Below are 22,686 nucleotides of genomic sequence, written 5' to 3'. Positions count from 1 at the left end.
CTGCCATCGACAACCAGGAGCACCCATGAGCGACGCCGTACTGATCTCGCGAACCGGCGATGTGGTCACGTGGACCCTCAATCGCCCGGACACCCGCAATGCGATCTCCGAGATCGACATGATCGAGGCCCTCGAAGACGCAGTCACCGCGGTCAACCGAGATCAGAGTGTGCGCACGGTCATTCTGACGGGGGCCGGATCGGCCTTCTCCTCCGGCGGCAACGTCAAGCACATGCGAGACAAGGAGGGCATGTTCGGTGGCGCACCCGGCGAGATCCGCCAGGGCTACCGGCACGGCATCCAACGCATCCCGCTCGCGCTGTACACGTGTGAGGTGCCGACCATCGCGGCGGTCAACGGCCCGGCCATCGGAGCGGGCTGCGACCTCTCACTCATGTGCGACCTCCGCATCGCCTCGACCGCCGCAGTCTTCGCCGAGAGTTTCGTCAAGGTAGGACTCATTCCCGGCGACGGCGGAGCGTGGCTGCTCCTCCGCGCGATCGGCAACGCCCGCGCGGCCGAGATGGCGTTCACCGGTGAACCGATCGATGCTGCGAAGGCACTCGACTGGGGTCTGGTCTCGCAGGTGACCGAGCCCGAGGAATTGCTTTCCGCTGCACACGCTTTGGCAGCTCGAGTAGCCGCCAATCCCCCGCAGGTACTCCGCATGACCAAAAAGCTCCTCCGCGAGGGCCAGCACCAGAGCCTCGAGAGCTTGCTCGAACTCTCGGCCGCCATGCAGTCGATCGCCCACCACACCCGAGATCACCACGAAGCCGTCGCCGCGATGCTCGAGCGTCGAAGTCCCGAGTTCACCGGAGAATGAAGGCCGGCAGTCAGCTACTGCCGGTCGGAGCAGTCCTCACGTCGATACTGTCGCTCCAGTTCGGAGCGGCATTCGCGACGACACTGTTCTCGCAGATCGGGCCGGCCGGAGCCACGACGCTGCGGCTGACGATCGCCGCGATCATCCTCGGCGTCATCGTCCGCCCGCGATGGAGCAGATGGTCGAACCGGCAGCGCAAAGGCATCTTCGCGCTGGGCATCGCCCTCGCCGTGATGAACGGCGCCTTCTACCTCGCCCTCGACACGGTGCCCATCGGAACGGCCGTCACCATCGAGTTCCTCGGACCGCTCACCCTGGCCGCAGTTCTGTCTCGTCGGTGGGCCGACGGAGCATGGGTGCTGCTCGCCTTCGGCGGAGTGTTGCTGCTCGGGTTGGGCGATCACGGCGAATCCGGTTTGGACCCGATCGGGGTGATGTTCGCGTTGATCGCCGCTACTGCGTGGGCCGGATACATCGTGGCCGGTTCCCACCTGGCCGCGACGCTCCCGAGCGCCGACGGGTTGGCAGGCGCAAGCATCGTCGCGGCCGTATTGACGCTGCCCTTCGGCGTCGTCTCGGGCGGAAGTGAACTGCTGGATCCGACGATGCTCGCCGCAGGCGCAGCCGTCGCCGTCCTCTCGTCCGTCATCCCGTACAGCTTGGAAATGTGGGCGCTGCGCTCTCTAGCCAAGAAAGTCTTTGCCGTCCTCATCGCCCTCGAACCCGCAGCGGCCGCACTGGCCGGAGTCCTCGTGATCGGGCAAACGCTCGACGCGTTCACACTCGTGGCCATCGCACTGGTGGTGGCCGCGGGCGTCGGCACAGTCGTCATGAATCGAAAACCCACAGCGAAGTAGTCCAGGTACCGTCAGAGCACGTCATTCCAACGCACAGGAGAACCATGACCAACCCGATCATCGCCACCGTTCTCGGTAACACCCCGCAGATCGACGAAAGTGCGTTCATCGCACCCAACGCCACCGTTATCGGCGCGGTGACCATCGCTGCGGGAGCCAGCATCTGGTACGGCGCGGTTATCCGCGGCGACGCAGAATCGATCTCCATCGGCGCTGACACCAACATTCAGGACAACTGCACCGTGCACGCCGACCCGACGTTCCCCGCAGTGCTGGGCGAACGAATCTCGGTCGGCCACAACGCAGTGCTGCACGGGTGCACCGTCGAAGACGACGTTCTCGTCGGCATGGGTGCCGTGGTGCTCAACGGCGCACACATCGGCTCGGGGTCACTGATTGCAGCCGGTGCCGTCGTGTCTCAGGGGATGCAAATCCCGCCTGGATCACTGGTCGCCGGCGTGCCCGCCAAAGTCAAACGTGAACTCTCCGAAGGCGAAAAGGCCGGTATCACCGCCAACGGCGCCGGCTACATCATGCTCGCGAAGGCTCACCAGGACATCGAACAAGCCTGATCGAAACGACGCTCGCGGCCGGTAGCAGCAAGAGCAACGACTAGCCTCGGGGCCGCAACGTGCTGTTCGGCAACTCGGGTGCCGGGAGCGCCGGACCGTCGTATCCCGGCACGACGCCGAAACGCCGGTCCGGGACGCTGCCGTCGAATCCGGAGGCAAGCTCGGCCTGCCACTTGCGTCGATACTCGACGATCTCTTCGTGTGTACGGCCCATGAAGTTCCACCACATGATGACCTGCTCGCCCAACGGTTTCCCGCCGAGAAGTAGCAGTCGAGCCGGTTCGGATCCCGGATTGCGCAAAGTCAGTTTTCCGAAACCCGGTGCTTGATAACCCAACTCGGCCCAGCCGACAGTGGTACCACGCAGAACAACCGATCCTTGATCGACGATCACGCCGTGCTCATGTGAACGATCGACATCGAGGGCGATCTCGGCCCCAGGATCGAGAATCACCTCGGCACCGAGTAATTCGGTGAAGGTAGACACCGGAGACGTTTCACCGGCGAGCGAACCGAGGAACACACTGAGCGTGACACCATCGGTGGTCACCGGCTCCGGTCGATAGTGAACGAACGCGGGTGCGGTATCGCGCGCCGCATCCGGCAGGGCCACCCACAACTGCATCCCGTGCAGAACCTTCGTATTCGGCGTCGACACCTCGGAGTGCGCGATCCCACTCCCGGCCGTCATCAGATTCAGTTCACCCGGCCGCACCATCGCATGGGAACCGATGCTGTCACGGTGCTCGATCTCTCCGGTGAACAGCCAACTCACCGTCTGCAAACCGGTATGCGGATGCGGCGGCACATGCATGCCCGGTCCTGAGCCGACGTCATCCGGACCGTAATGATCTGCAAAACACCATCCCCCGATCAGCGAACGCTCGCGTTGCGGGAGGGTGCGTCGCACTCGCATGGCCCGCGGGCCACCGAGCGGTACGTCGCGCGGGGTGAGGATCTGAATCTCGCTCTCCGCCGGATGGCCTTCGCATTCCTGCTCGACGGGCTGCGCTTCGAGGTTACTCATATCGTCCATCCTGCCTCCAGTCATGACTGCGCGAGACGCAGACGCGTGCACAATTCGGCCAACAGTCGAAGTTCATCCGCGTCCAGGGCCGGTCCGACGTGGCGGCGGATGCTCGCGGCATGACGGCGACCCACTGATTTCTGCAGCGCTGCACCCGTTTCGGTGAGTTGCACGATCGTCCCGCGGCGATCCTGTGGATCAACACTTCTCGTCACCAGACCTTCGCCCTCCAACCGTTCCACCAGGCGACTGAGCGAAGGCTGGCTCAGCAATATCTCCCGATTCAGGTCATGCAGGCGAAGGGAACTACTCGACGCAAGACTCAGCGTGAACAGCACGTCGTACTCGCGCATCGACACCTGATCCCAGACGTCGTCGGCAGAGAGCCGCCGCAGCACCGACACCTGGGCGCGAAACAAGGCTTCCCAGGCGTCGGTGGCGAGTTCGGTGGTGCTGACCGGAACCTCAGGCGGTTGCTCGTCAGGCAGTGACACTGCTTGCCTCACGAGCCGCCTTCATCGACGCGTGAGTGGGCGGGTTGTCCGGCACATGTGCTGGCCGCCTGGCCGCGAACTCACGGCGCAGAACCGGAACAACTTCCTCACCGAGCAGATCGAGCTGCTCGAGCACCGTCTTCAGCGGCAGTCCGGCGTGATCCATCAGGAACAGCTGGCGCTGGTAGTCACCGAAGAAATCGGCAAAAGCCAAGGTCTTCTCGATGACCTGTTCAGGGGAACCGACGGTCAGCGGCGTCTGCTCGGTGAACTCTTCGAGTGAGGGCCCGTGGCCGTACACCGGAGCATTGTCGAAATACGGACGGAATTCCTTGACCGCGTCCTGACTGTTCTTGCGCATGAAGACCTGACCACCGAGACCGACGATCGCCTGATCCGCGGACCCGTGGCCGTAATGCTCGTAACGCCGGCGGTAAAGATTGATCAGCTCGATGTAGTGCTCTTTCGGCCAGAAGATGTTGTTCGCGAAGAATCCGTCGCCGTGATACGCCGCGATCTCCGCGATCTCGGGGCTGCGGATCGAGCCGTGCCACACGAACGGCGCGACGCCGTCCAGCGGGCGCGGTGTGGACGTGAATCCCTGGAGTGGAGTGCGGTACTCCCCTTGCCAGTTCACGACCTCCTCGTCCCAGAGCCGGCGAAGAAGTTGATAGTTCTCGAGCGCCAACGGGATACCGGCGCGAATGTCCTTGCCGAACCACGGGTACACAGGCGCGGTGTTTCCGCGACCCATCATCAGATCGACGCGCCCCTCGGCGAGGTGTTGAAGCATCGCGTAATCCTCGGCGATCTTCACCGGGTCATTGGTGGTGATCAGCGTCGTGGACGTGGAGAGCGTGATCTTCTCGGTCTGGGCCGCGATGTATCCGAGCATCGTGGTCGGAGATGACGGCACGAACGGCTTGTTGTGATGCTCGCCGGTCGCGAAGACGTCGAGACCGACTTCCTCGGCGTGCTTGGCGATGGTCGTCATGGCCTTGATGCGCTCGTGCTCTGTCGGGGTCGCCCCCGTCGTGGGATCAGTGGTGACGTCACCGACCGTGAAGATTCCGAACTGCATGGTTGCTCCTCCGCGAACTAGATCCATGCGTTTGCATGTAACTGATCAAACATTCAACCATCCAGCTGTATTCCACGGCAAAAAGGTGAGGGCGGCACACAAGATGTGTGCCGCCCTCACCTGGACGAACGATCTACCGAAAAGCGGTCAGTGCATAACGATCGGCGTTGCCGTCTCGCCCTCGGCCACCGGCCTGGTGGTCTTGCTCCGCGGCAGGAAGAACGCCGGGATGAGGGTCAGGACGATCAGCACAGTGGCAACGAGGAAGGTGTTACCGAAGGCATCCGACGCCGCACTGAGAATCGAATTCGCAGCAGACTCCTCCGGACTTCCCGGTTCGGTCGGAATGTGCGAGGCCGCACCGACCATCGTCGTGTCGAGGCCACGATCGAGAAGCTGGTTGGTCAAGACCACCGACATCACGGCGGTACCGATCGAACCTGCGGTCTGCTGAACGATGTTCATCAGAGTGGAGCCGCGAGCGATCTGCTCGTTGGAGAGCGTCACGATAGCTGCGGTCATCAGCGGCATCATGGTGCAACCCATACCGAGGCCCATGACGAACAAGGCGCCCATCAGCAGCCACGTCGGGGAATCCGAGGCAACCTGTGTGAACACACCCAAACCGATGAGAATCAGCGGCAAACCGGTCAGGACGATCTTGCCCGGGCCGATCTTGTCGACCAGTCGACCAGCGATCGGCATGGTGACCATAGCGCCGAGACCCTGCGGAGCCATCAACAATCCGGCAGCGAGCGTGGTGTGACCGCCGACCTGGATGAAGTAGCTCGGGAACAGCAACCCGGCGCCCATGAAGGCGACGATGAACAGCGACGTCGTGATGACGGCGGTGGTCAACTGACGGTTCTTGAACAGGTGCAGGTCGATCAGCGGGTGATCCTTGTTGAGCGCGTGGAACACGAAGGCGATGATCAGTGCCAGACCGATACCGGCCGACACCAGAACCCGAGCGGACGCGACGGTTCCCACCTCAGGGATGGACGACACACCGAACAGGAACAGCGCCAGGCCGGGCGACAGCAGGATCATGCCGAGGAAGTCGAACGACTCCGAAGGCTTCGCCTTGTCGGACGGCAGAATGATGAATGCTGCTGCCAACGCGATGATGCCGATCGGCAGGTTGATCAGGAAGATCCAGTGCCAGCTCGCGGCCTCGATCAGCCAACCACCAAGAATCGGGCCACCGATGGGGCCGAGCAGCATCGGGATACCGAGAACTGCCATGACGCGACCGACGCGGTCCGGACCGGCGGCCCGGGTCATGATGGTCATACCGAGCGGCATCAACATGCCGCCGCCGAGGCCCTGGAGCACACGGAAGCCGATGAGCGAGGTGATGTCCCACGCCATCGCACAGGCGACCGAACCGAGCACGAACAGCACCAGGGCCGTCATGTAGAGGCGCTTGGTGCCGAAACGGTCGGCAGCCCAACCGGTAACCGGAATGACCGTCGCCAAAGCGAGGGTGTAGGCCGTCATCGTCCACGCGACGGTGGCGTACGAAGTTTCGAAGTCCTCGGCAAAGGTGGTGAGCGCGACGCTCACCACGGTTACGTCGAGAATCGACATGATGGCGCCGAGCACCACCACGGAAGCGATCTTGAGGACCGCCCCGTCAAGTTTGTCGGACGCCGGTGCCGGCGCGTTCGGCGATGTCATCGCGAAGTCTCCTGGTTAAGTGCTCGCAGATAGTCACCCGCGAGAATGGGCTTGAGAGCCTCGAACAAACGAATCCGCTCTGGCTCAGGAACACGCGACGCGAATTCGCGAAGCTGGCCGCGCTTGCACTCGATGTGGTTGGTCGTCACCTTACGACCGGCCTCCGACAAGGAAACCCGCTTGACGCGTCGGTCCCGCTCGTCTTCACGGCGATCGACCAGACCCATGTTCACGAGCTGATCGATGTTCCGCCCCGTAGCTGCCACCGAGAGCCGAAGCTCGTCGGCAACCTCGTTGATCGGGATCGCCGCATCACGTTGTGCAAGTACGAACAGCACACGCACCTGAGAGAACGAGAGATCCAGTTCGATCAACGCATCGATCGACTCCGAATCACCGGCGCTCATCAGGCGAGTGAACAACTCGTCGAGTGCTCCATACAGGTCATCAGAATCGGAAGCGATCACCTGGCAAATGGTAGTGCGGTTGCAACTATTGCCCAAATGAAAACATGTTGCAACTTATTATTTGGTGACCACCATCACGTTGCGAAGAATCATTCCTGCAGCAAGATGGCCTTTCCGAGAACTTTGCCGCTTTCGAGATCAGCCAGGGCAACTGCTGCGTCGGCAAGCGGATACCGTGCCTTGACCAGCGGACGCAAGCCGTTTCGGACGTGTTCTACCAGCGATGCGTGTACCTCGGCTACCGCCTCGGGATTGGTACGCGTGAACTCACCCCATGCCGCGCCGACAATGCTGATATTGCGAAACAGCACCCGGTTCACCTTTACCTCGGGAATACCGCCGCCGGCGAATCCGATCACCACGAGTCGTCCTTCGGGTGCCAGAACCCGGACCGCGTCGTCGAACGCATCGCCGCCCACCGGATCCACCACGATCTGAGCGCCGACGCCGTCGGTCAGTTCCCGAATCCGCTCTCCCCATCCCGGAGCCAGCGCGACCACCTCGTCGGCACCGAGCTCACGCAAGAAGTCATCGACGCCCTCGCGTCGTACCACGGCGATCACCCGGGCACCGTGCGCCTTGGCCAGCTGGATGGTTGCCGTTCCGACTCCGCCTGCAGCGCCGAGCACGACGACAGTCTCCCCCGCGACGATCTTCGCGCGACGAGCGAGCGCGAACTCCATCGTCTGATAGTTGATGATCAGCGAGGCCGCCTCGTCGAAGGCGAGTCCGTCCGGAATTCGGAGTACCTGCGCCGGGTTGACGGCAATCCGCTCTGCATACCCACCCAGATACGCGGCCGCGAGAACACGATCGCCCGGAGCGAAACTCGACCCTTCCGGCGCGGAGACCACGACGCCCGAGATCTCCGCGCCGGGAATGAACGGCGGTTCCGGGCGGATCTGATACTTGCCGTAGGTGATGAGCAGGTCCGGAAAGCAGACGCCACTTGCCTTCACATCGATGAGAACAAGACCTTCGGCTGCGGGCTCGGGAACCTCCTGCGCGACAATTCCTTCGGGACCGGACAGTTCCGTAACCACCATGGCGCGCACAGAAAGCTCCTCTTCGGGACATCTGAAGTCTGGACCGGTAACCCGGTTTTCTCGACTTTAACCCGGTACTCACGTCAGATCATCGTTCGCTCCCGATGTGCAGACGTTCGAGTCCGTCGAGAATCAGATCGAGACCGAAAGCGAATTCGGCGGCGTAGCTGTATCCCGGAGCAAGGACGTGCTCGGTGGTCAACTCGGCTAGGTGCGGATACTGACCGCTCTCGAACGAGCCCATGATCGCCTTCGCCAGTTCCGTCGTTTCCTGCGCTGTTTCGAACGGCAAGCTCACTTCTTGCAGCACGAAGCCGTAGATGTACGCATCCATGATCGAAAAGGCATGCGCAGCAAGGGCGACGGGAAAGTCGGCGGCGCGTAGCGTTCCGATGACGGCATCGTGGTGGCGCAGGGTCGCGGGACCAGGCGTCGTTCGGGACTCCATCAACGGAGTTGCCCACGGGTGCCTCCCCAACACTTCCCTTGTCGATACCGCTCGCACATGAAGTTCCGTGCGCCACGGGCGTCCCGGCGTCGGCAGATCGATCTCCGCGAAGACCGCATCGACCATTCCGTCGAGCAGATCCCCCTTGTCCGAAACATGGTTGTACAGAGACATCGCTTCGACGCCCAGTTCGGTGCCCAGCTTCCGCATGGTCATCGAATCGATTCCGACGGAATCGGCAAGCGCGACAGCAGCGTGTACGACGTCGTCTCGGGTCAATCTTGCGCGCTTCTCCACATTGACAGAACTTACACCGTAAGTGCCATACTTACGTTGTAAGTATTCGACGAACGGAGACTCGCATGCCGAAGGAACTGATGACCGCCGTCGTACAGGATCGCTACGGCGAGGCCGACGTTCTCTACGTCGACCACATTCCGCGCCCCACTGTCGCCGACAACGAAGTGCTGATACGCGTCGAGGCCGCGTCCGTCGACCGCGGGGCATGGCATCTCATGGCTGGACTGCCATATCCGTTGCGCCTCGCGGGTTTCGGGCTGCGCAGACCTAGGAACCGGGTACGCGGACTGGACGTATCCGGCCGAGTCGAGGCCGTCGGCAGTTCGGTGACCCGCGTGGCAGTCGGCCAGGAGGTATACGGGATCGCGGTCGGTTCGTTCGCGGAGTACGCACGCGCACTCGAGACGAAGATTGCCGCAAAACCTGCCCGGTTGTCGTTCGCACAAGCAGCAGCGGTGCCGGTCTCCGCCCTCACAGCGTTGCAAGCCGTGCGCGACCACGGCCGCGTGCAGGCGGGCCAATCCGTCCTCGTACTCGGCGCATCCGGTGGCGTCGGGATCTACGCGGTGCAGGTGGCAAAAGCCATGGGCGCTCACGTCACCGGCGTGTGCAGCACCTCGAAAACCGATACCGTCCGCTCCATCGGTGCCGACGAGGTTCTCGACTACCGCGTCGACGACGCCACCGACGGATCGCATCGGTACGACGTCATCATCGACACCGGCGGCAACCGCCGACTGCGAGATCTTCGACGGGCGCTCACACGCACCGGAACGCTGGTGATCGTCGGCGGCGAGAACGGCGGACGGTGGCTCGGCGGAACCGATCGCCAAATACGCGCACAGTGCTTGTCTCCGTTCATATCTCAGAAAATGGGCACCTTCATCGCTTCGGAGAACGCCGACGATCTGGAGGTCCTGACGCAGATGATCGACGCAGGTGACATCACCCCGGTGATCGACTCCGTTCATCCCCTTGCCGACACCGCCGTCGCCGTGGCACGAATGGTCGACGGCTCCGGCTGCGGAAAGCAGATAATCGCCACTCGCTGAAAAGCCTGACAGAATCGGCTCACTCCAGCGAACAGGAATCTCACGTGAACCCAGATCTCACGCTCGCGCAACAGCCGGACCGAGGACCGATCTTCGTCAAGTCCCGCCCGGTCCGCACCGGCGACATCGACGTCGCCAAGCAGGTCAGGCTCGACGCCGTCGCCCGCTACCTGCAGGACATCGGCAACGACAACATCGAGGCCGCGGGAGCCATCGACACCCATCCGCTCTGGATAGTGCGTCGTACGGTCGTCGACGTCGTACGCCCGGCGATCTGGCCGGAAGAGTTGACGATGACTCGCTGGTGCTCCGGCTTCTCCACGAGATGGGCGAACATGCGTGTGCGCTTCGACGGCAGCAACGGCGCGCTGATGGAAACCGAAGGCTTCTGGATCAACATCAGCGCCGAATCGGGCATGCCCACGCGGATGAGTGACGACTTCATGCGGCCACTGGAGGAATCCACCGACGAGCATCGCCTGAAGTGGAAGCGTGTCCTCGCCGAGAACGCACCGGAGGCGGACGACGCCGGTGTTCTGGACACGCCGTTCGCTCTGCGCGCCACGGATATCGACCCGTTCGACCACGTCAACAACGCCGTCTACTGGCAGGCAGTCGAAGAGGTCCTCAGCGCTCGCACCGAACTACGGACAGTTCCGCATCGAGCACTGATCGAGTACCTCTCCCCCATCGTCTCCAGCGACGACGTCGTCCTGCGCAGCCGCGTCGACGACAAGACCGTCACGGTCTGGTTCCTGGTCGGCGAAGCGCTCCGCGCAGTTGCGCAGGTGAGCGCCCTCTAACGCAGTTTCTGGGTCGCGACAGCCGCGACACCGAACACCAACGCAAGAAGAATCGCGGCCCAGAAACCGAAGAGCCACCACACCACGCCGAACACGACCACTGCCGGGGCAACGGTGATGAAAGCGATGGTGGGGCTTTCGCGTACCACCTCGAGTGCAGTTCGGGCATTAGTTCGATCGAGCTTCTTACCGGCCATCGAAAACCTCCTTCAAGGTCCTGACCATCCAGAGTAACCGGACTGACGGGCACAAAGCGGATACCGTGAACGCATGGCCGACCACCGCACCCTCGTCCTCATGCGACACGGCAAGTCCAGCTACCCCGAGGGCATCCGTGATCACGAGCGTCCGCTCGCCGAACGGGGCCTGCGCGAAGCCCGCATCGGCGGCGAATGGATCCGCGAAAACGTCCCGCCCGTCGACGCCGTTCTGTGCTCCACCTCCCGGCGGACCGTCGAAACCCTTGCCTCGACGGGAATCGAAGCTCCCGCCGGGTTCGAGAAGTCCATCTACGGCGGCTCACCCGCAGACGTCATTGCAGCTGCGCGAACCACGTCCGACCACGTCAAGACGCTCCTGATCGTCGGACACGAACCCGGAATTCCCTGGACTGCAATCGATCTCGCATCGAACGAAAACTCCGAAGCGGCCCAACGTATCCGCGACAAGTTCCCCACTTCGGCGATCGCCGTCCTCTCCGTACCGGTGCCGTGGACCGAACTCGACGACTCCGTCGCCACTCTGCTCGAGTTTCACGTGCCTCGTTAGATCAACCACACTGCTAAACCACCTCACGCAGTAGGCGGTCCGAAAGTGCAAGCGCGTCACGGTCGTACGTCGACGTGGACGCCAGCAATTCGTCGGCACCGGTTCGCTCGGCCAGATCGTGAAGCTGCTGCTTCACCTCGACGGGCGTCCCGTGCAGCGCCGAAGCCGTGAACGACTCGATGCGCCTGGCGTTTCGATCACTGCGCGGGGCGCGCCTGATCTCGTCCGGCGACACGAGCGGCGGAAACTCCCCTGTCCGTGACGATTCTGCGAGCGCGTACGCCTCCGGGATCAGCAACTCACGGGCCGCCTCGGTGGTATCGGCAACCGCCACCTCGAGGGAAACCACCACATAGGGTTCGGGGTGTGTGTCGGTGGGCTGGAAAGCTCGGCGGTACTCGTCCAACGCATCCACCCGATCGGTGCTACCGATTCCCAGTATCGGCCCACCCACGACCACCGGAAGCCCCAGCTGCGCTGCCACTTTCAGACCTGTGCGCGTCGCCAGCACGAAGATCGGGACTCCAGTCTGCGACGCCGGCCGTGCCGTCACTGCCGCGGAACCGTCCAGATAACGCCTCACCTCGTCCAGGTCCGACACAAACGTGTCCGGAGCGTCCTTGCCACGTCGTAGTGCCTGACGAACAGGCTCCGTGAATCCCAGCGATCGGCCGAGGCCGAGATCGATTCGCCCCGGGTACAGAGCCTCCAGCATCAGGAACTGCTCGGCGACGATCAGCGGTTGGTGATTCGGCAGCATGACCCCACCGCTGCCGAGTCTGATATCGCGCGTATGCGCGCCGATCGCGGCAAGCAGTACTGCCGGCGACCCGCTCCCGATCCCGGGCACCGCGTGATGCTCGGCCACCCAGAACCGGTGGTAGCCGAGAGCGTCGGCGTGCGCGGCACGTTCGACGGAATGCGTCAGAGCTGCGGAGTCGGGGTATCCGCTCCTGGTTCGGGATCGGTCGAGCAGTGAGAGAAGCACCCTCGGAGCAACAAGGAATTCGGAAAGTTTCATCCGGACGCCAAACGAGGACCGTTTCTGACCGCAATACCCGCAACACTGGACCTGTCGCCGGAATTCACCATCACATGAAGGGCACGTCATGGACATCAAGCTCGAACTGGTCGCCATTCCCGTCACCGACATCGACCGCGCCAAGGACTTCTACGTCCGCCTCGGATTCAATGCCGACCACGATCACACGGTCAGCGAAGACCTGCGATTCGTCCAGCTGACCCCTCCCGGTTCGGCCTGCTCGATCTGCATCGGCAAGGGAATCACCGACGCCGAGCCCGGCTCGGTCGTCGGCATGCAGGTAGTGGTCAAGGACATCGAAGAGGCCGAGCGCGAGTTCAAGAGCCGCGGCATCGACATCAGCCCGATCGACGACCAGGCCTGGGGGCGGTTCATCTACTTCGCCGACCCCGACGGGAACAAGTGGGCCGTCCAGGAGATCGTCATCCCGGACCTCAGCGGCAGCAACTCCTGAAAACGTCCCACTCCTGACATGAAAAATCCCCCCACCTCTTTCGAAGTGGGGGGATTTTCTACGAACTAACGCTTAGCGGTAGTCGTTGCTGAAGCCGTAGTCGTCCAGCGGAACTGCAGCACCGGTGTTCTGGCCGAAGCCGTCCGGGCTGTAGTACTGGTCGTCGTACGACGGCACTGCGTAAGCAGCGGCGCGTGCCTCTTCGGTGGGCTGAACCTGGATGTTGCGGTAACGGTTGATACCGGTACCGGCAGGGATCAGCTTGCCGATGATGACATTTTCCTTCAGACCGATCAGCTTGTCCGAGCGGCAGTTGATAGCCGCGTCGGTCAAGACACGAGTGGTCTCCTGGAACGATGCCGCGGACAGCCACGAATCCGTCGCGAGCGACGCCTTCGTGATACCCATGAGCACCGGACGGCCGGCTGCGGGCTCGCCACCCTCGGCGACAACGCGGCGGTTTGCCGACTCGAACTCGGCGCGCTCGGTGAGCGAACCGGGCAGGAACTCGGTGGCACCGGAATCGATGATCGTCACGCGACGAAGCATCTGGCGCACGATGACCTCGATGTGCTTGTCGTGGATCGACACACCCTGGCTCCGGTACACCTCCTGGACCTCGTTGACCAAGTGGATCTGAACCTGACGCGGACCCATGACTCGCAGGACCTCGTGGGGATCGGCAGCACCTTCCATGAGCTGCTGTCCGACCTCGACGTGGTCACCGTCAGCCAAGAGGCTTTCGCGACCGTCGGCATGCTTGAAGACACGCAGACGCTGACGCTTGCTGAGCTTGTCGTAGACAACCTCTTCGCCGCCGTCGTCCGGAACGATGGTGATCTTGTAGAAACGATCGCCGTCTTCGAGCTGTACCCGACCGGTGACGTCCGCGATAGGAGCCTTGCCCTTGGGCACACGTGCCTCGAACAGCTCCTGGACACGCGGCAGACCGCCGGTGATGTCATCTCCTGCGACACCACCCTGGTGGAAGGTACGCATGGTCAGCTGGGTACCGGGCTCACCGATCGACTGTGCGGCGACGATACCGACAGCCTCACCGATGTCGACCAGCTTGCCGGTGGCCATCGAGCGGCCGTAGCAAGTGGCGCAAACGCCGGTGCCGGTGGTGCAGGTCAGGACCGAGCGGACCTTGACCGTCGTGATGCCGGCTTCGAGCAGAGCATCGATCGCGGGGTCACCGAGATCGTGGCCACGCTCGACGATGACGGTGCCGTTCGCGTCGACTGCATCGGCCGCCAAGGTACGGGCGTACGTGCTGGTCTCCACGTGAGCATCGCGGATCATCGTGCCGTCGGCCTGCTTCTCGGCGATCGTGGTGACGATGCCGCGCTCTGTTCCACAGTCGACCTCGCGGACGATGACGTCCTGCGAAACGTCCACCAGACGACGGGTCAGGTAACCCGAGTCGGCGGTGCGGAGTGCGGTATCGGCCAGACCCTTACGAGCACCGTGCGTGTTGATGAAGTACTCGAGAACGGTCAGGCCTTCCTTGAAGGAAGACTTGATCGGACGCGGGATGAACTCACCCTTCGGGTTTGTCACCAGGCCCTTCATACCGGCGAGCGAGCGAACCTGAGTCATGTTGCCGGCTGCGCCGGACTTCACGATCATCGGGATCGGGTTGCTGTCGGGGAAGTGAGCCTCCATGGCCTTGCCGACCTTGTCGGTCGCTTCCTGCCAAATGGTGACCAGAGCGCTGTTGCGCTCCTTCTTGTCCAGAGCACCACGCTGGTACTGCTTCTCGATCTTGTCGGCCTGAGCCTCGAAGTCCTCGATGATGGCAGGCTTCTCCGGCGGCACGAGCACGTCGGAGATCGAGACCGTGACACCCGAACGGGTGGCCCAGTAGAACCCGACGTCCTTGAGCTTGTCGACGGTCTGAGCAACCACGATCATCGGGTACCGCTCGGCGAGATCGTTGATGATCGTCGCCTGGCGCTTCTTCGGCATCTGCTCGTTGACGAACGGGTAGTCCGCCGGAAGCAGCTCGTTGAAGAGCACACGGCCGAGTGTCGTGGTGGCGGTCCAGCCGTCACCGTAGTTCCAGCCCTCGGGGAACAGTTCGTTCTCGAGGTCGCGCGGCGGACGCTGCTGCGTCAGACGCACCTTGATCTGAGCCTGAACCGAGAGCGCGCCGCGGTCGACTGCCATCTGAGCCTCGGCGGGCGAGGAGTACACGCCCTGCTCTGCCTCGTCGTTGGTCGGAGCAACGAGCTCACCGGTGACACCCTCGTCGAGACGGGTCAGGTGGAACAGACCCGTGACCATGTCCAGACGCGGCATGGCGAGCGGGCGACCCGAAGCAGGCGAGAGGATGTTGTTCGAGGACAGCATCAGGATGCGTGCCTCGGCCTGAGCCTCTGCCGACAGCGGGAGGTGAACAGCCATCTGGTCACCGTCGAAGTCGGCGTTGAAGGCCTCACACACCAGCGGGTGGAGCTGAATGGCCTTGCCCTCGACGAGCTGCGGCTCGAATGCCTGGATACCCAGACGGTGCAGCGTAGGTGCACGGTTGAGCAGCACGGGGTGCTCGGCGATGACCTCTTCGAGGACGTCCCACACCTGGACGCGCTTGCGCTCGACCATGCGCTTTGCCGACTTGATGTTCTGCGCGTGGTTCAGATCGACCAGACGCTTCATCACGAACGGCTTGAACAGCTCGAGAGCCATCAGCTTGGGCAGACCACACTGGTGCAGCTTGAGCTGAGGACCGACGACGATGACGGAACGACCCGAGTAGTCGACGCGCTTACCGAGCAGGTTCTGACGGAAGCGACCCTGCTTGCCCTTGAGCAGATCGCTCAGGGACTTCAGCGGGCGGTTACCCGGTCCGGTGACCGGGCGTCCACGACGACCGTTGTCGAACAGGGCGTCGACCGACTCCTGCAGCATCCGCTTCTCGTTGTTGACGATGATCTCGGGAGCACCGAGGTCGATCAGTCGCTTGAGGCGGTTGTTGCGGTTGATGACGCGGCGGTACAGGTCGTTGAGGTCGGACGTCGCGAAACGTCCACCGTCGAGCTGAACCATCGGGCGAAGCTCCGGCGGGATCACCGGAACAGCGTTGAGGACCATGCCCATCGGCGAGTTGCCGTTGGTCTGGAATGCCGCAACCACCTTGAGGCGCTTGAGTGCACGCAGCTTCTTCTGGCCCTTGCCGCTGCGGATGGTCTCGCGGAGAGACTCTGCCTCGGCGTCGAGGTCGAAGTTCTGCATCAGGATCTGGATGGACTCTGCGCCCATCGCACCCGTGAAGTACTCGCCGTAACGGTCGACCAGCTCGCGGTACAGGAGCTCGTCGATGATGAGCTGCTTGACGCTCAGCTTGGTGAAGGTGGTCCAGATCTCGTCGAGACGATCCAGCTCACGCTGCGCGCGGTCACGGAGCTGACGCATTTCGCGCTCGCCGCCGTCCTTGACCTTGCGGCGGACATCGGACTTCGCGCCCTCTGCCTCGAGCTCGGCGATGTCGGCTTCGAGCTTCTGCGCACGTGCCTCGAGATCGGCGTCGCGCTGATCTGCGACGGTCTTCTTCTCGACCTGCATCTCGGCTTCGAGGGTGGACAGCTCGTTGTGACGGAGCTCCTCGTCGACACCGACGATGACGTAGGCAGCGAAGTAGATGATCTTTTCGAGATCCTTCGGAGCCAGGTCGAGCAGGTAACCGAGACGGCTCGGAACACCCTTGAAGTACCAGATGTGCGTGACCGGTGCGGCCAGTTCGATGTGACCCATGCGCTCACGACGAACCTTGGCGCGAGTGACCTCGACGCCACAGCGCTCACAGATGATGCCCTTGAAGCGGACACGCTTGTACTTACCGCAGTAGCACTCCCAGTCCCGAGTGGGGCCGAAGATCTTCTCGCAGAAGAGGCCGTCCTTCTCGGGCTTGAGCGTGCGGTAGTTGATGGTCTCCGGCTTCTTGACCTCGCCGTAGGACCAATTGCGGATGTCCTCTGCACTGGCCAAGCCAATGCGGAGTTCATCGAAGAAGTTGACGTCGAGCACGTAACTTCCTTTCCCCGTTGGGGTTACGGTTGCCGGTCACCCGGCAACCTGACTGCCAATTCAAATGTGAACTACGCCCCCGGGCCGCTCTTTCAAGAGCAACCCGGGGACCGAAACCTAGTTCGCGAGGTCGTCGACCGTCGCAGCTTCGTTCCTGGACAGGTTGATGCCCAGGTTCGCTGCGGCCCGCTCCAAGTCCTCGTCGTCGCCGTCCGCCATCGTGATGGCCGCGCCGTCCGAGGACAGCACCTCCACGTTGAGGCAGAGCGACTGGAGCTCCTTGAGGAGCACCTTGAACGACTCGGGGATGCCGGGTTCGGGGATGTTCTCGCCCTTGACGATGGCTTCGTACACCTTGACTCGACCGACCACGTCGTCCGACTTGATGGTCAGCAGTTCCTGCAGCGTGTAAGCCGCGCCGTAGGCCTGCATCGCCCAGCACTCCATCTCACCGAAGCGCTGGCCACCGAACTGGGCCTTACCACCGAGAGGCTGCTGCGTGATCATCGAGTACGGACCGGTCGAACGAGCGTGGATCTTGTCGTCGACCAAGTGGTGCAGCTTGATGATGTACATGTAACCGACCGAGACCGGGTACGGGAACGGCTCGCCGGAGCGGCCGTCGAACAAGGTGGCCTTTCCGTCGGGTCCGACCATCTGCTCGCCGTCACGGTTCGGCAGCGTCGCGCCGAGGAGACCGGTGAGCTCGTCTTCCTTCGCACCGTCGAACACCGGGGTGGCGATGTTCGAGTCGGCCGGAGCGGACAGCATCTCTTCCGGCAGGGTCGCAGCCCAGTCGGGACGAGAGCCGTCGGACGCGATCTGAACGTTCCAGCCGGTCTTGCCGATCCACCCGAGGTGGGTCTCCAAGACCTGACCGATGTTCATACGACGCGGGACGCCGTGCGTGTTCAAGATGATGTCGACAGGCGTGCCGTCCGAGAGGAACGGCATGTCTTCCTGCGGCAGGATCTTGCCGATGACGCCCTTGTTACCGTGGCGGCCGGCGAGCTTGTCACCGTCCTGGATCTTGCGCTTCTGTGCCACGTAGACGCGGACCAGCTCGTTGACACCGGGAGGCAGATCGTCGTCTTCGTCACGCGAGAACACGCGGATTCCGATGACCTTGCCGGTCTCACCGTGAGGAACCTTGAGGGACGTGTCACGAACCTCGCGAGCCTTCTCACCGAAGATGGCGCGAAGGAGGCGCTCTTCGGGGGTCAGCTCGGTCTCGCCCTTCGGCGTGACCTTTCCGACCAGCACGTCGCCGTCACGAACCTCGGCACCGATACGGATGATGCCGCGCTCGTCGAGGTCGGCGAGGACCTCGTCGGAGACGTTCGGGATGTCGCGAGTGATTTCCTCGGCACCGAGCTTGGTGTCGCGGGCATCGATCTCGTGCTCCTCGATGTGAATCGAGGTCAGGACGTCCTCTTCCACGAGACGCTGCGACAGAATGATCGCGTCCTCGTAGTTGTGGCCTTCCCACGGCATGATCGCGACGAGCAAGTTCTTGCCCAGCGCCATCTCACCGTTCTCGGTGCAAGGACCGTCGGCCAGAACCTGGCCGGCCTCGACACGCTGTCCCTCGTCCACGATCGGACGCTGGTTGGCGCACGTGCCCTGGTTGGAACGCGCGAACTTGCGCATCCGGTACGTCTTGCGGCTTCCGTCGTCAGCCATCACCGTGACGTAGTCCGCGGAGATCTCCTCCACGACACCGGTCTTCTCGGTGATGATGACGTCGCCGGCATCCACAGCTGCACGCAGCTCCATGCCGGTACCGACGAGAGGTGCCTCGCTGCGAACCAGCGGGACAGCCTGACGCTGCATGTTCGCGCCCATCAGGGCACGGTTTGCATCGTCGTGCTCGAGGAACGGAATCATCGCGGTTGCGACGGACACCATCTGACGCGGCGAAACGTCCATGTAGTCGATGTCGGAGGACGCGACGAACTCGACCTCGCCACCCTTACGGCGGACGAGAATCTTCGAGTCGGTGAAGCGACCCTCGCGGTCGATGGCCGAGTTGGCCTGCGCGACTACGTGGCGGTCTTCTTCGTCAGCGGTCAGGTAGTCGACCTCGTCGGTCACCTGTCCGTCGACGACGCGACGGTACGGGGTCTCGATGAAACCGAACGGGTTGACGCGGGCGTAGACCGACAGCGAACCGATCAGGCCGATGTTCGGGCCTTCCGGGGTCTCGATCGGGCACATGCGGCCGTAGTGCGACGGGTGAACGTCGCGAACCTCGAGGCCGGCGCGCTCACGGGACAGACCACCCGGGCCGAGGGCGGACAGACGACGCTTGTCCGTCAGCCCCGACAGCGGGTTGTTCTGGTCCATGAACTGCGACAGCTGGGAGGTTCCGAAGAACTCCCTGATCGCAGCGACGACGGGACGGATGTTGATCAGCGTCTGAGGCGTGATTGCCTCGACGTCCTGTGTGGTCATGCGCTCACGAACCACACGCTCCATGCGGGACAGGCCCACGCGGATCTGGTTCTGGATGAGCTCGCCGACGGTACGCAGACGACGGTTGCCGAAGTGGTCGATGTCGTCGACCTCGACGGGAACCTCGACGCCGCCCGGAGCCGTCATCGAGGTGTCACCTGCGTGCAGACGCACGAGGTACTCGACGGTGGCGACGATGTCTTCTTCGGTGAGCGTGGATGCAACGATCGGCTGACCCGCGTTCAGGCCGAGCTTCTTGTTGATCTTGTAACGACCCACGCGAGCGAGGTCGTAGCGCTTGTCCTTGAAGAACAGGTTCTCCAGCAGGGTCTGCGCGCTCTCCTTGGTGGGGGGCTCGCCCGGACGCAGCTTGCGGTAGATGTCGAGCAACGCCTCATCGGTGCCGGCGGTGTTGTCCTTCTCCAGCGTGGCCATGAGGATCTCGGAGAAGCCGAAGCGCTCCGTGATCTGCTCGGTGGTCCAGCCGAGTGCCTTGAGCAGGACGGTGACAGGCTGACGACGCTTGCGGTCGATACGGACACCAACGGTGTCGCGCTTGTCGACGTCGAACTCGAGCCATGCGCCGCGACCCGGGATCACCTTGACGCTGTGCAGATCCTTCTCGGTGCTCTTGTCGACGCTCATGTCGAAGTACACACCGGGGGAACGCACGAGCTGCGAGACGACCACACGCTCGGTGCCGTTGATGATGAAGGTGCCCTTGTCGGTCATCATCGGGAAATCTCCCATGAAGACCGTCTGGCTCTTGATCTCACCAGTGTTGTTGTTGATGAACTCCGCGGTGACGAACAACGGCGCCGCGTAGGTCATGTCCTTGTCTTTGCACTCGTCCGTCGAGGCCTTGACCTCGTCGAATCGAGGGTCGGAGAAGGACAGCGACATAGTGCCGTTGAAATCCTCGATCGGAGAAAGCTCCGCGAGGATGTCCTCGAGACCACCGGACACTGCATTGTCGCCGAGTGCCGCTGCTCGTTCACGCCAACTCTGCGCGCCGATCAGCCACTCGAACGAATCTGTCTGTACGTCAAGAAGCCCGGGAACTTCGAGGGGTTCGCGAACTTTCGCGAACGAAACCCTCTTCGGGGCTCCGGGGATTCCGGAAACTGCCTTGGTCTGGCTAGAGACTGCCAAGATGCGTCCTTCCAGCACCTCACGCGGGCCGCTCCGTGCTGTTGCGACCGCCGCTGTATCTGCTTCGAATTTCGCTGGTTACAACCCGAACGAAACCCGTCGCAGAAAGCAAGAAGTACTTGACTTCGCAGCGGTTGAGACGAGGGGTGGACAGGAGGCAGCCAGCGCAACGTCCAAAAGTACACCCTTACTCTGGAAATGTCGAGTCGGGTGTAACTGAGGGTCGAATTCAGATACTGACGTGAGACTGCCGATCACTCGTCCGTGCATGTTCACCGATCAGAGTGGACCTTGCGGACCGCTCCGTCAAGGGCGAGAGCGCGTGTCGCAGCATTCGAACATTCGTGACGCGCATTCGAACACTGCCACCGGGAGTGTAGCCAGCAGCGGCGTCACATACGAAAAATCTGGACCGACATCGTGCGTCGATCCAGATCTTCGCGCTGGTGCGCAGGGTGCTACTGGTCGCGAATCTCCGAGCTACTGGTCGCGGATCTCCGAGATCAGCCAGTTTCCGTCCTGCTTCTCCAGACTCACGATGACCATTCCGGAGCGAGAGTCTGCCGCCACGCCGTTCTGCGTCGAGCTGACGTTCAGTTGGGCGAGCAACTGTGCTCGGTCCTTCTCGAGCCGTGTGATCCCGATCAGCGGGACATCAGCGGTCGTTGCCGTCTGGGTTTGTTCGACGCCGGCCTTCTGCGTGTCCTTGTACTGCGTCAGCTGATCGCGCATCGACTGGTTCAGGCCCTGGACACCCTTGTCGAAATCGGCGTCGAACGTGTCGGGAGAGAACGTGAAGACTGCAGCCAACGCCGACGGCGTCACACGAAGAACCTCAGCCGTGGCGCCTTCGTCCACCCAGGCGATGTCGTCCGTCTTCGCGCCGACTTTGAAGAAGGCGATGCCGGCGAGGATCGCGACGATGACCGCTGCGGCCCCCAGGATCGCGACCAGGCGCCAACCGGCCTTGGATTGTGTAGGTGTTGTCGCCGACTCCCCCGCGCCCGTCTCCGAGGTAGCAGGGGCCTTGGGCTCGTCTGCGACGGTTTTCGCCGGTTTGGTCAGATCGGGGCCTGGTGTGGATTCCGGAGCGTCGGTTTCCGTCTTCGGCGGCTCGATGTCGCCGGACTCTGCCTTCGTGAGCGTCGGCTTCGCAACCTCCGGCTTCACAGCCTCCTGTGTTTCTTCTTCCGGCTGTTCGATCGTGGGCTCGACCGGATCCGAATCGGACGTCCCCGCGGGGACGTTGAGCGAGCGAGCGCTTCCGGCGATCTTCGGCCGACGGTTCTGCGCGGAGGACGGTCCGCCGGTACGACGTTTGGGTGGCATTACGCGCTTCTCCTTCGAGGGATGTCGGTGTGCAGGTTCGACGAACTACTGGCCACCGGAATCACCACCCTCGGTTGTCGGTGCAGGAGTACCGGACGCAGGTGCCTCGGTCCCCGAACCAGGGGCAGGCGTTGCATCAGGTGCAGGCGTGGAGCCGTCGGTGGCCGGCAGGGTGCCGGAGCCGAGATCGAGTCGCGATCCGATCGGATCAGCCGACTGAGCCTTCCAGACCCCGTCGATCTCGACCATGCCCAGCCGCATGCCGAGCTGATTCTTGACGAACTGGTTGCCCTGGGTCGTGGTGACTCGAACGACGACCAGTGCCGTGGCGGTCCGGTCATCGGTATTGAGCTCGGTCAGCGCGGACTGAACGACTTCGGTGTCAGCCTTCGAGCCCGAGTTACGCAACTCGTCGGTGATGGAATCCTGAACGGTCTGCAGATACGTCGTCATCTCGTCACCGGTCACCGAAGAACGCATGTTCTCGATCGACTGGTCGAGATTGGCCGAATCCGCGTTGTTGAGGTTGATCGCGACTTGCTGCGCACCGATAAGCGCGTCGTCACGCATCTCGGCGGTGGTGCGGTCGGTGGTGAGCGCCCGAACGTACGGGACGCCGAACACACCGAGCACAACCACGGCCGCCAGAAGCAGGACACCGACCGCAATCAGAGACGCTGTCAGCCCCTTCGGTCTACCGGTTGTCGGCGCTCCCGATTCGACTTGCTCGGGCCCGCCGGACTGCGGGGAACTGTTTCTCTGAATCACACTCACTACCCTACTTACCTGTTTTGCCCAGCCTCTG

At 62.8% G+C, this 22,686-nt stretch carries 20 protein-coding genes; 7 read left to right on the top strand and 13 right to left on the bottom strand.

Annotated elements, in window-relative coordinates; genetic code table 11:
• The first annotated feature begins 25 nt into the window (after positions 1 to 25).
• The 3 genes from GN300_RS19680 to GN300_RS19670 are packed head-to-tail and all read left to right on the top strand — an operon-like array spanning position 26 to position 2,255.
• On the top strand, positions 26 to 826 hold the full coding sequence (locus GN300_RS19680) for a crotonase/enoyl-CoA hydratase family protein (RefSeq protein ID WP_063314746.1): 801 nt from the start codon (positions 26 to 28) through the stop codon (positions 824 to 826).
• Positions 823 to 1,683, top strand: a complete 861-nt coding sequence (locus GN300_RS19675) for a DMT family transporter (protein WP_007728407.1) — start codon at positions 823 to 825, stop codon at positions 1,681 to 1,683. The genes GN300_RS19680 and GN300_RS19675 overlap by 4 nt, the downstream gene beginning before the upstream one ends.
• Positions 1,684 to 1,727: 44 nt before the next feature.
• Positions 1,728 to 2,255, top strand: a complete 528-nt coding sequence (locus GN300_RS19670) for a gamma carbonic anhydrase family protein (RefSeq protein WP_063314747.1) — start codon at positions 1,728 to 1,730, stop codon at positions 2,253 to 2,255.
• A 40-nt stretch (positions 2,256 to 2,295) separates the two neighbouring features.
• On the opposite strand, the gene GN300_RS19665 is transcribed toward GN300_RS19670, so the two are convergent.
• The 7 genes from GN300_RS19665 to GN300_RS19635 all read right to left on the bottom strand — a co-directional run bounded on the left by GN300_RS19665 (position 2,296) and on the right by GN300_RS19635 (position 8,795).
• Complete coding sequence (locus GN300_RS19665) at positions 2,296 to 3,282, bottom strand: pirin family protein (protein ID WP_039972959.1); 987 nt, start codon at positions 3,280 to 3,282, stop codon at positions 2,296 to 2,298.
• 20 nt (positions 3,283 to 3,302) lie between these two features.
• Positions 3,303 to 3,776 carry a MarR family winged helix-turn-helix transcriptional regulator gene (locus GN300_RS19660; protein WP_054187814.1) on the bottom strand — a complete coding sequence of 158 codons (474 nt, stop codon included), beginning with the start codon at positions 3,774 to 3,776 and terminating at the stop codon, positions 3,303 to 3,305.
• Positions 3,763 to 4,857: an LLM class flavin-dependent oxidoreductase gene (locus GN300_RS19655; protein ID WP_007728412.1), complete on the bottom strand. Its 1,095-nt coding sequence runs from the start codon at positions 4,855 to 4,857 to the stop codon at positions 3,763 to 3,765. The genes GN300_RS19660 and GN300_RS19655 overlap by 14 nt, the downstream gene beginning before the upstream one ends.
• A gap of 147 nt (positions 4,858 to 5,004) precedes the next feature.
• The gene (locus GN300_RS19650) at positions 5,005 to 6,537 is read right to left on the bottom strand and encodes a DHA2 family efflux MFS transporter permease subunit (protein ID WP_058227496.1); all 1,533 of its coding nucleotides are present in this window, start codon (positions 6,535 to 6,537) and stop codon (positions 5,005 to 5,007) included.
• Positions 6,534 to 7,004, bottom strand: coding sequence for a MarR family winged helix-turn-helix transcriptional regulator (locus tag GN300_RS19645; protein ID WP_003941890.1), 471 nt, complete (start codon positions 7,002 to 7,004; stop codon positions 6,534 to 6,536). Before GN300_RS19645 ends, GN300_RS19650 begins: the two co-directional genes overlap by 4 nt.
• 89 nt (positions 7,005 to 7,093) lie before the next feature.
• Positions 7,094 to 8,059, bottom strand: a complete 966-nt coding sequence (locus tag GN300_RS19640; RefSeq protein ID WP_063314748.1) for an NADPH:quinone oxidoreductase family protein — start codon at positions 8,057 to 8,059, stop codon at positions 7,094 to 7,096.
• A 79-nt stretch (positions 8,060 to 8,138) separates the two neighbouring features.
• Entirely contained in the window at positions 8,139 to 8,795 is a 657-nt protein-coding gene (locus tag GN300_RS19635; protein ID WP_003941871.1) for a TetR/AcrR family transcriptional regulator, read from the bottom strand.
• Positions 8,796 to 8,860: 65 nt separating this feature from the next.
• On the opposite strand from GN300_RS19635, the gene GN300_RS19630 reads away from it, so the two are divergent.
• A complete protein-coding gene (locus GN300_RS19630; protein ID WP_007728421.1) occupies positions 8,861 to 9,850 on the top strand; it encodes an NAD(P)-dependent alcohol dehydrogenase in 990 nt (329 codons plus the stop codon).
• Between the two features lie 44 nt (positions 9,851 to 9,894).
• The gene (locus tag GN300_RS19625; RefSeq protein WP_007728423.1) at positions 9,895 to 10,653 is read left to right on the top strand and encodes an acyl-[acyl-carrier-protein] thioesterase; all 759 of its coding nucleotides are present in this window, start codon (positions 9,895 to 9,897) and stop codon (positions 10,651 to 10,653) included.
• Here GN300_RS19625 and GN300_RS19620 read toward each other — a convergent pair.
• Positions 10,650 to 10,850 carry a hypothetical protein gene (locus tag GN300_RS19620; RefSeq protein ID WP_003941897.1) on the bottom strand — a complete coding sequence of 67 codons (201 nt, stop codon included), beginning with the start codon at positions 10,848 to 10,850 and terminating at the stop codon, positions 10,650 to 10,652. The genes GN300_RS19625 and GN300_RS19620 overlap by 4 nt on opposite strands.
• A gap of 73 nt (positions 10,851 to 10,923) precedes the next feature.
• On the opposite strand from GN300_RS19620, the gene GN300_RS19615 reads away from it, so the two are divergent.
• Positions 10,924 to 11,421 carry a histidine phosphatase family protein gene (locus tag GN300_RS19615; RefSeq protein ID WP_063314749.1) on the top strand — a complete coding sequence of 166 codons (498 nt, stop codon included), beginning with the start codon at positions 10,924 to 10,926 and terminating at the stop codon, positions 11,419 to 11,421.
• A gap of 13 nt (positions 11,422 to 11,434) precedes the next feature.
• On the opposite strand, the gene GN300_RS19610 is transcribed toward GN300_RS19615, so the two are convergent.
• Positions 11,435 to 12,442 (bottom strand): LLM class flavin-dependent oxidoreductase, encoded by a 1,008-nt coding sequence (locus GN300_RS19610; RefSeq protein ID WP_058038139.1) that lies wholly within the window; start codon positions 12,440 to 12,442, stop codon positions 11,435 to 11,437.
• An 88-nt stretch (positions 12,443 to 12,530) separates the two neighbouring features.
• Here GN300_RS19610 and GN300_RS19605 point away from each other — a divergent pair, with 88 nt between their 5' ends.
• On the top strand, positions 12,531 to 12,917 hold the full coding sequence (locus GN300_RS19605; protein WP_003942070.1) for a glyoxalase superfamily protein: 387 nt from the start codon (positions 12,531 to 12,533) through the stop codon (positions 12,915 to 12,917).
• 72 nt (positions 12,918 to 12,989) lie between these two features.
• Here the strand turns inward: GN300_RS19605 and GN300_RS19600 are convergent, their stop codons facing one another.
• The 4 genes from GN300_RS19600 to GN300_RS19585 form a co-directional block, all read right to left on the bottom strand.
• Complete coding sequence (locus GN300_RS19600) at positions 12,990 to 16,946, bottom strand: DNA-directed RNA polymerase subunit beta' (RefSeq protein ID WP_003941914.1); 3,957 nt, start codon at positions 16,944 to 16,946, stop codon at positions 12,990 to 12,992.
• Positions 16,947 to 17,063: 117 nt separating this feature from the next.
• Entirely contained in the window at positions 17,064 to 20,570 is a 3,507-nt protein-coding gene (locus GN300_RS19595) for a DNA-directed RNA polymerase subunit beta (RefSeq protein ID WP_063314750.1), read from the bottom strand.
• Positions 20,571 to 21,032: 462 nt separating this feature from the next.
• A complete protein-coding gene (locus GN300_RS19590) occupies positions 21,033 to 21,881 on the bottom strand; it encodes a hypothetical protein (RefSeq protein ID WP_063314751.1) in 849 nt (282 codons plus the stop codon).
• A 45-nt stretch (positions 21,882 to 21,926) separates the two neighbouring features.
• Positions 21,927 to 22,655 carry a hypothetical protein gene (locus GN300_RS19585; protein WP_063314752.1) on the bottom strand — a complete coding sequence of 243 codons (729 nt, stop codon included), beginning with the start codon at positions 22,653 to 22,655 and terminating at the stop codon, positions 21,927 to 21,929.
• Positions 22,656 to 22,686 lie beyond the last annotated feature (31 nt).

Source organism: Rhodococcus sp. Ni2, assembly GCF_021352185.1.
Taxonomy (GTDB): Bacteria; Actinomycetota; Actinomycetes; order Mycobacteriales; family Mycobacteriaceae; genus Rhodococcus_F; species Rhodococcus_F qingshengii.
This window is presented reverse-complemented; position numbering and strand designations above follow the sequence as displayed.

What these genes read in the sequence shown, in the direction of transcription:
- GN300_RS19680 (WP_063314746.1), top strand. Translation starts at nt 26, where the DNA reads ATGAGCGACGCCGTACTGATCTCGCGAACCGGCGATGTGGTCACGTGG.
- GN300_RS19675 (WP_007728407.1), top strand. Translation starts at nt 823, where the DNA reads ATGAAGGCCGGCAGTCAGCTACTGCCGGTCGGAGCAGTCCTCACGTCG.
- GN300_RS19670 (WP_063314747.1), top strand. Translation starts at nt 1,728, where the DNA reads ATGACCAACCCGATCATCGCCACCGTTCTCGGTAACACCCCGCAGATC.
- GN300_RS19665 (WP_039972959.1), bottom strand. Translation starts at nt 3,282, where the DNA reads ATGAGTAACCTCGAAGCGCAGCCCGTCGAGCAGGAATGCGAAGGCCAT.
- GN300_RS19655 (WP_007728412.1), bottom strand. Translation starts at nt 4,857, where the DNA reads ATGCAGTTCGGAATCTTCACGGTCGGTGACGTCACCACTGATCCCACG.
- GN300_RS19650 (WP_058227496.1), bottom strand. Translation starts at nt 6,537, where the DNA reads ATGACATCGCCGAACGCGCCGGCACCGGCGTCCGACAAACTTGACGGG.
- GN300_RS19630 (WP_007728421.1), top strand. Translation starts at nt 8,861, where the DNA reads ATGCCGAAGGAACTGATGACCGCCGTCGTACAGGATCGCTACGGCGAG.
- GN300_RS19620 (WP_003941897.1), bottom strand. Translation starts at nt 10,850, where the DNA reads ATGGCCGGTAAGAAGCTCGATCGAACTAATGCCCGAACTGCACTCGAG.
- GN300_RS19615 (WP_063314749.1), top strand. Translation starts at nt 10,924, where the DNA reads ATGGCCGACCACCGCACCCTCGTCCTCATGCGACACGGCAAGTCCAGC.
- GN300_RS19610 (WP_058038139.1), bottom strand. Translation starts at nt 12,442, where the DNA reads ATGAAACTTTCCGAATTCCTTGTTGCTCCGAGGGTGCTTCTCTCACTG.
- GN300_RS19605 (WP_003942070.1), top strand. Translation starts at nt 12,531, where the DNA reads ATGGACATCAAGCTCGAACTGGTCGCCATTCCCGTCACCGACATCGAC.
- GN300_RS19590 (WP_063314751.1), bottom strand. Translation starts at nt 21,881, where the DNA reads ATGCCACCCAAACGTCGTACCGGCGGACCGTCCTCCGCGCAGAACCGT.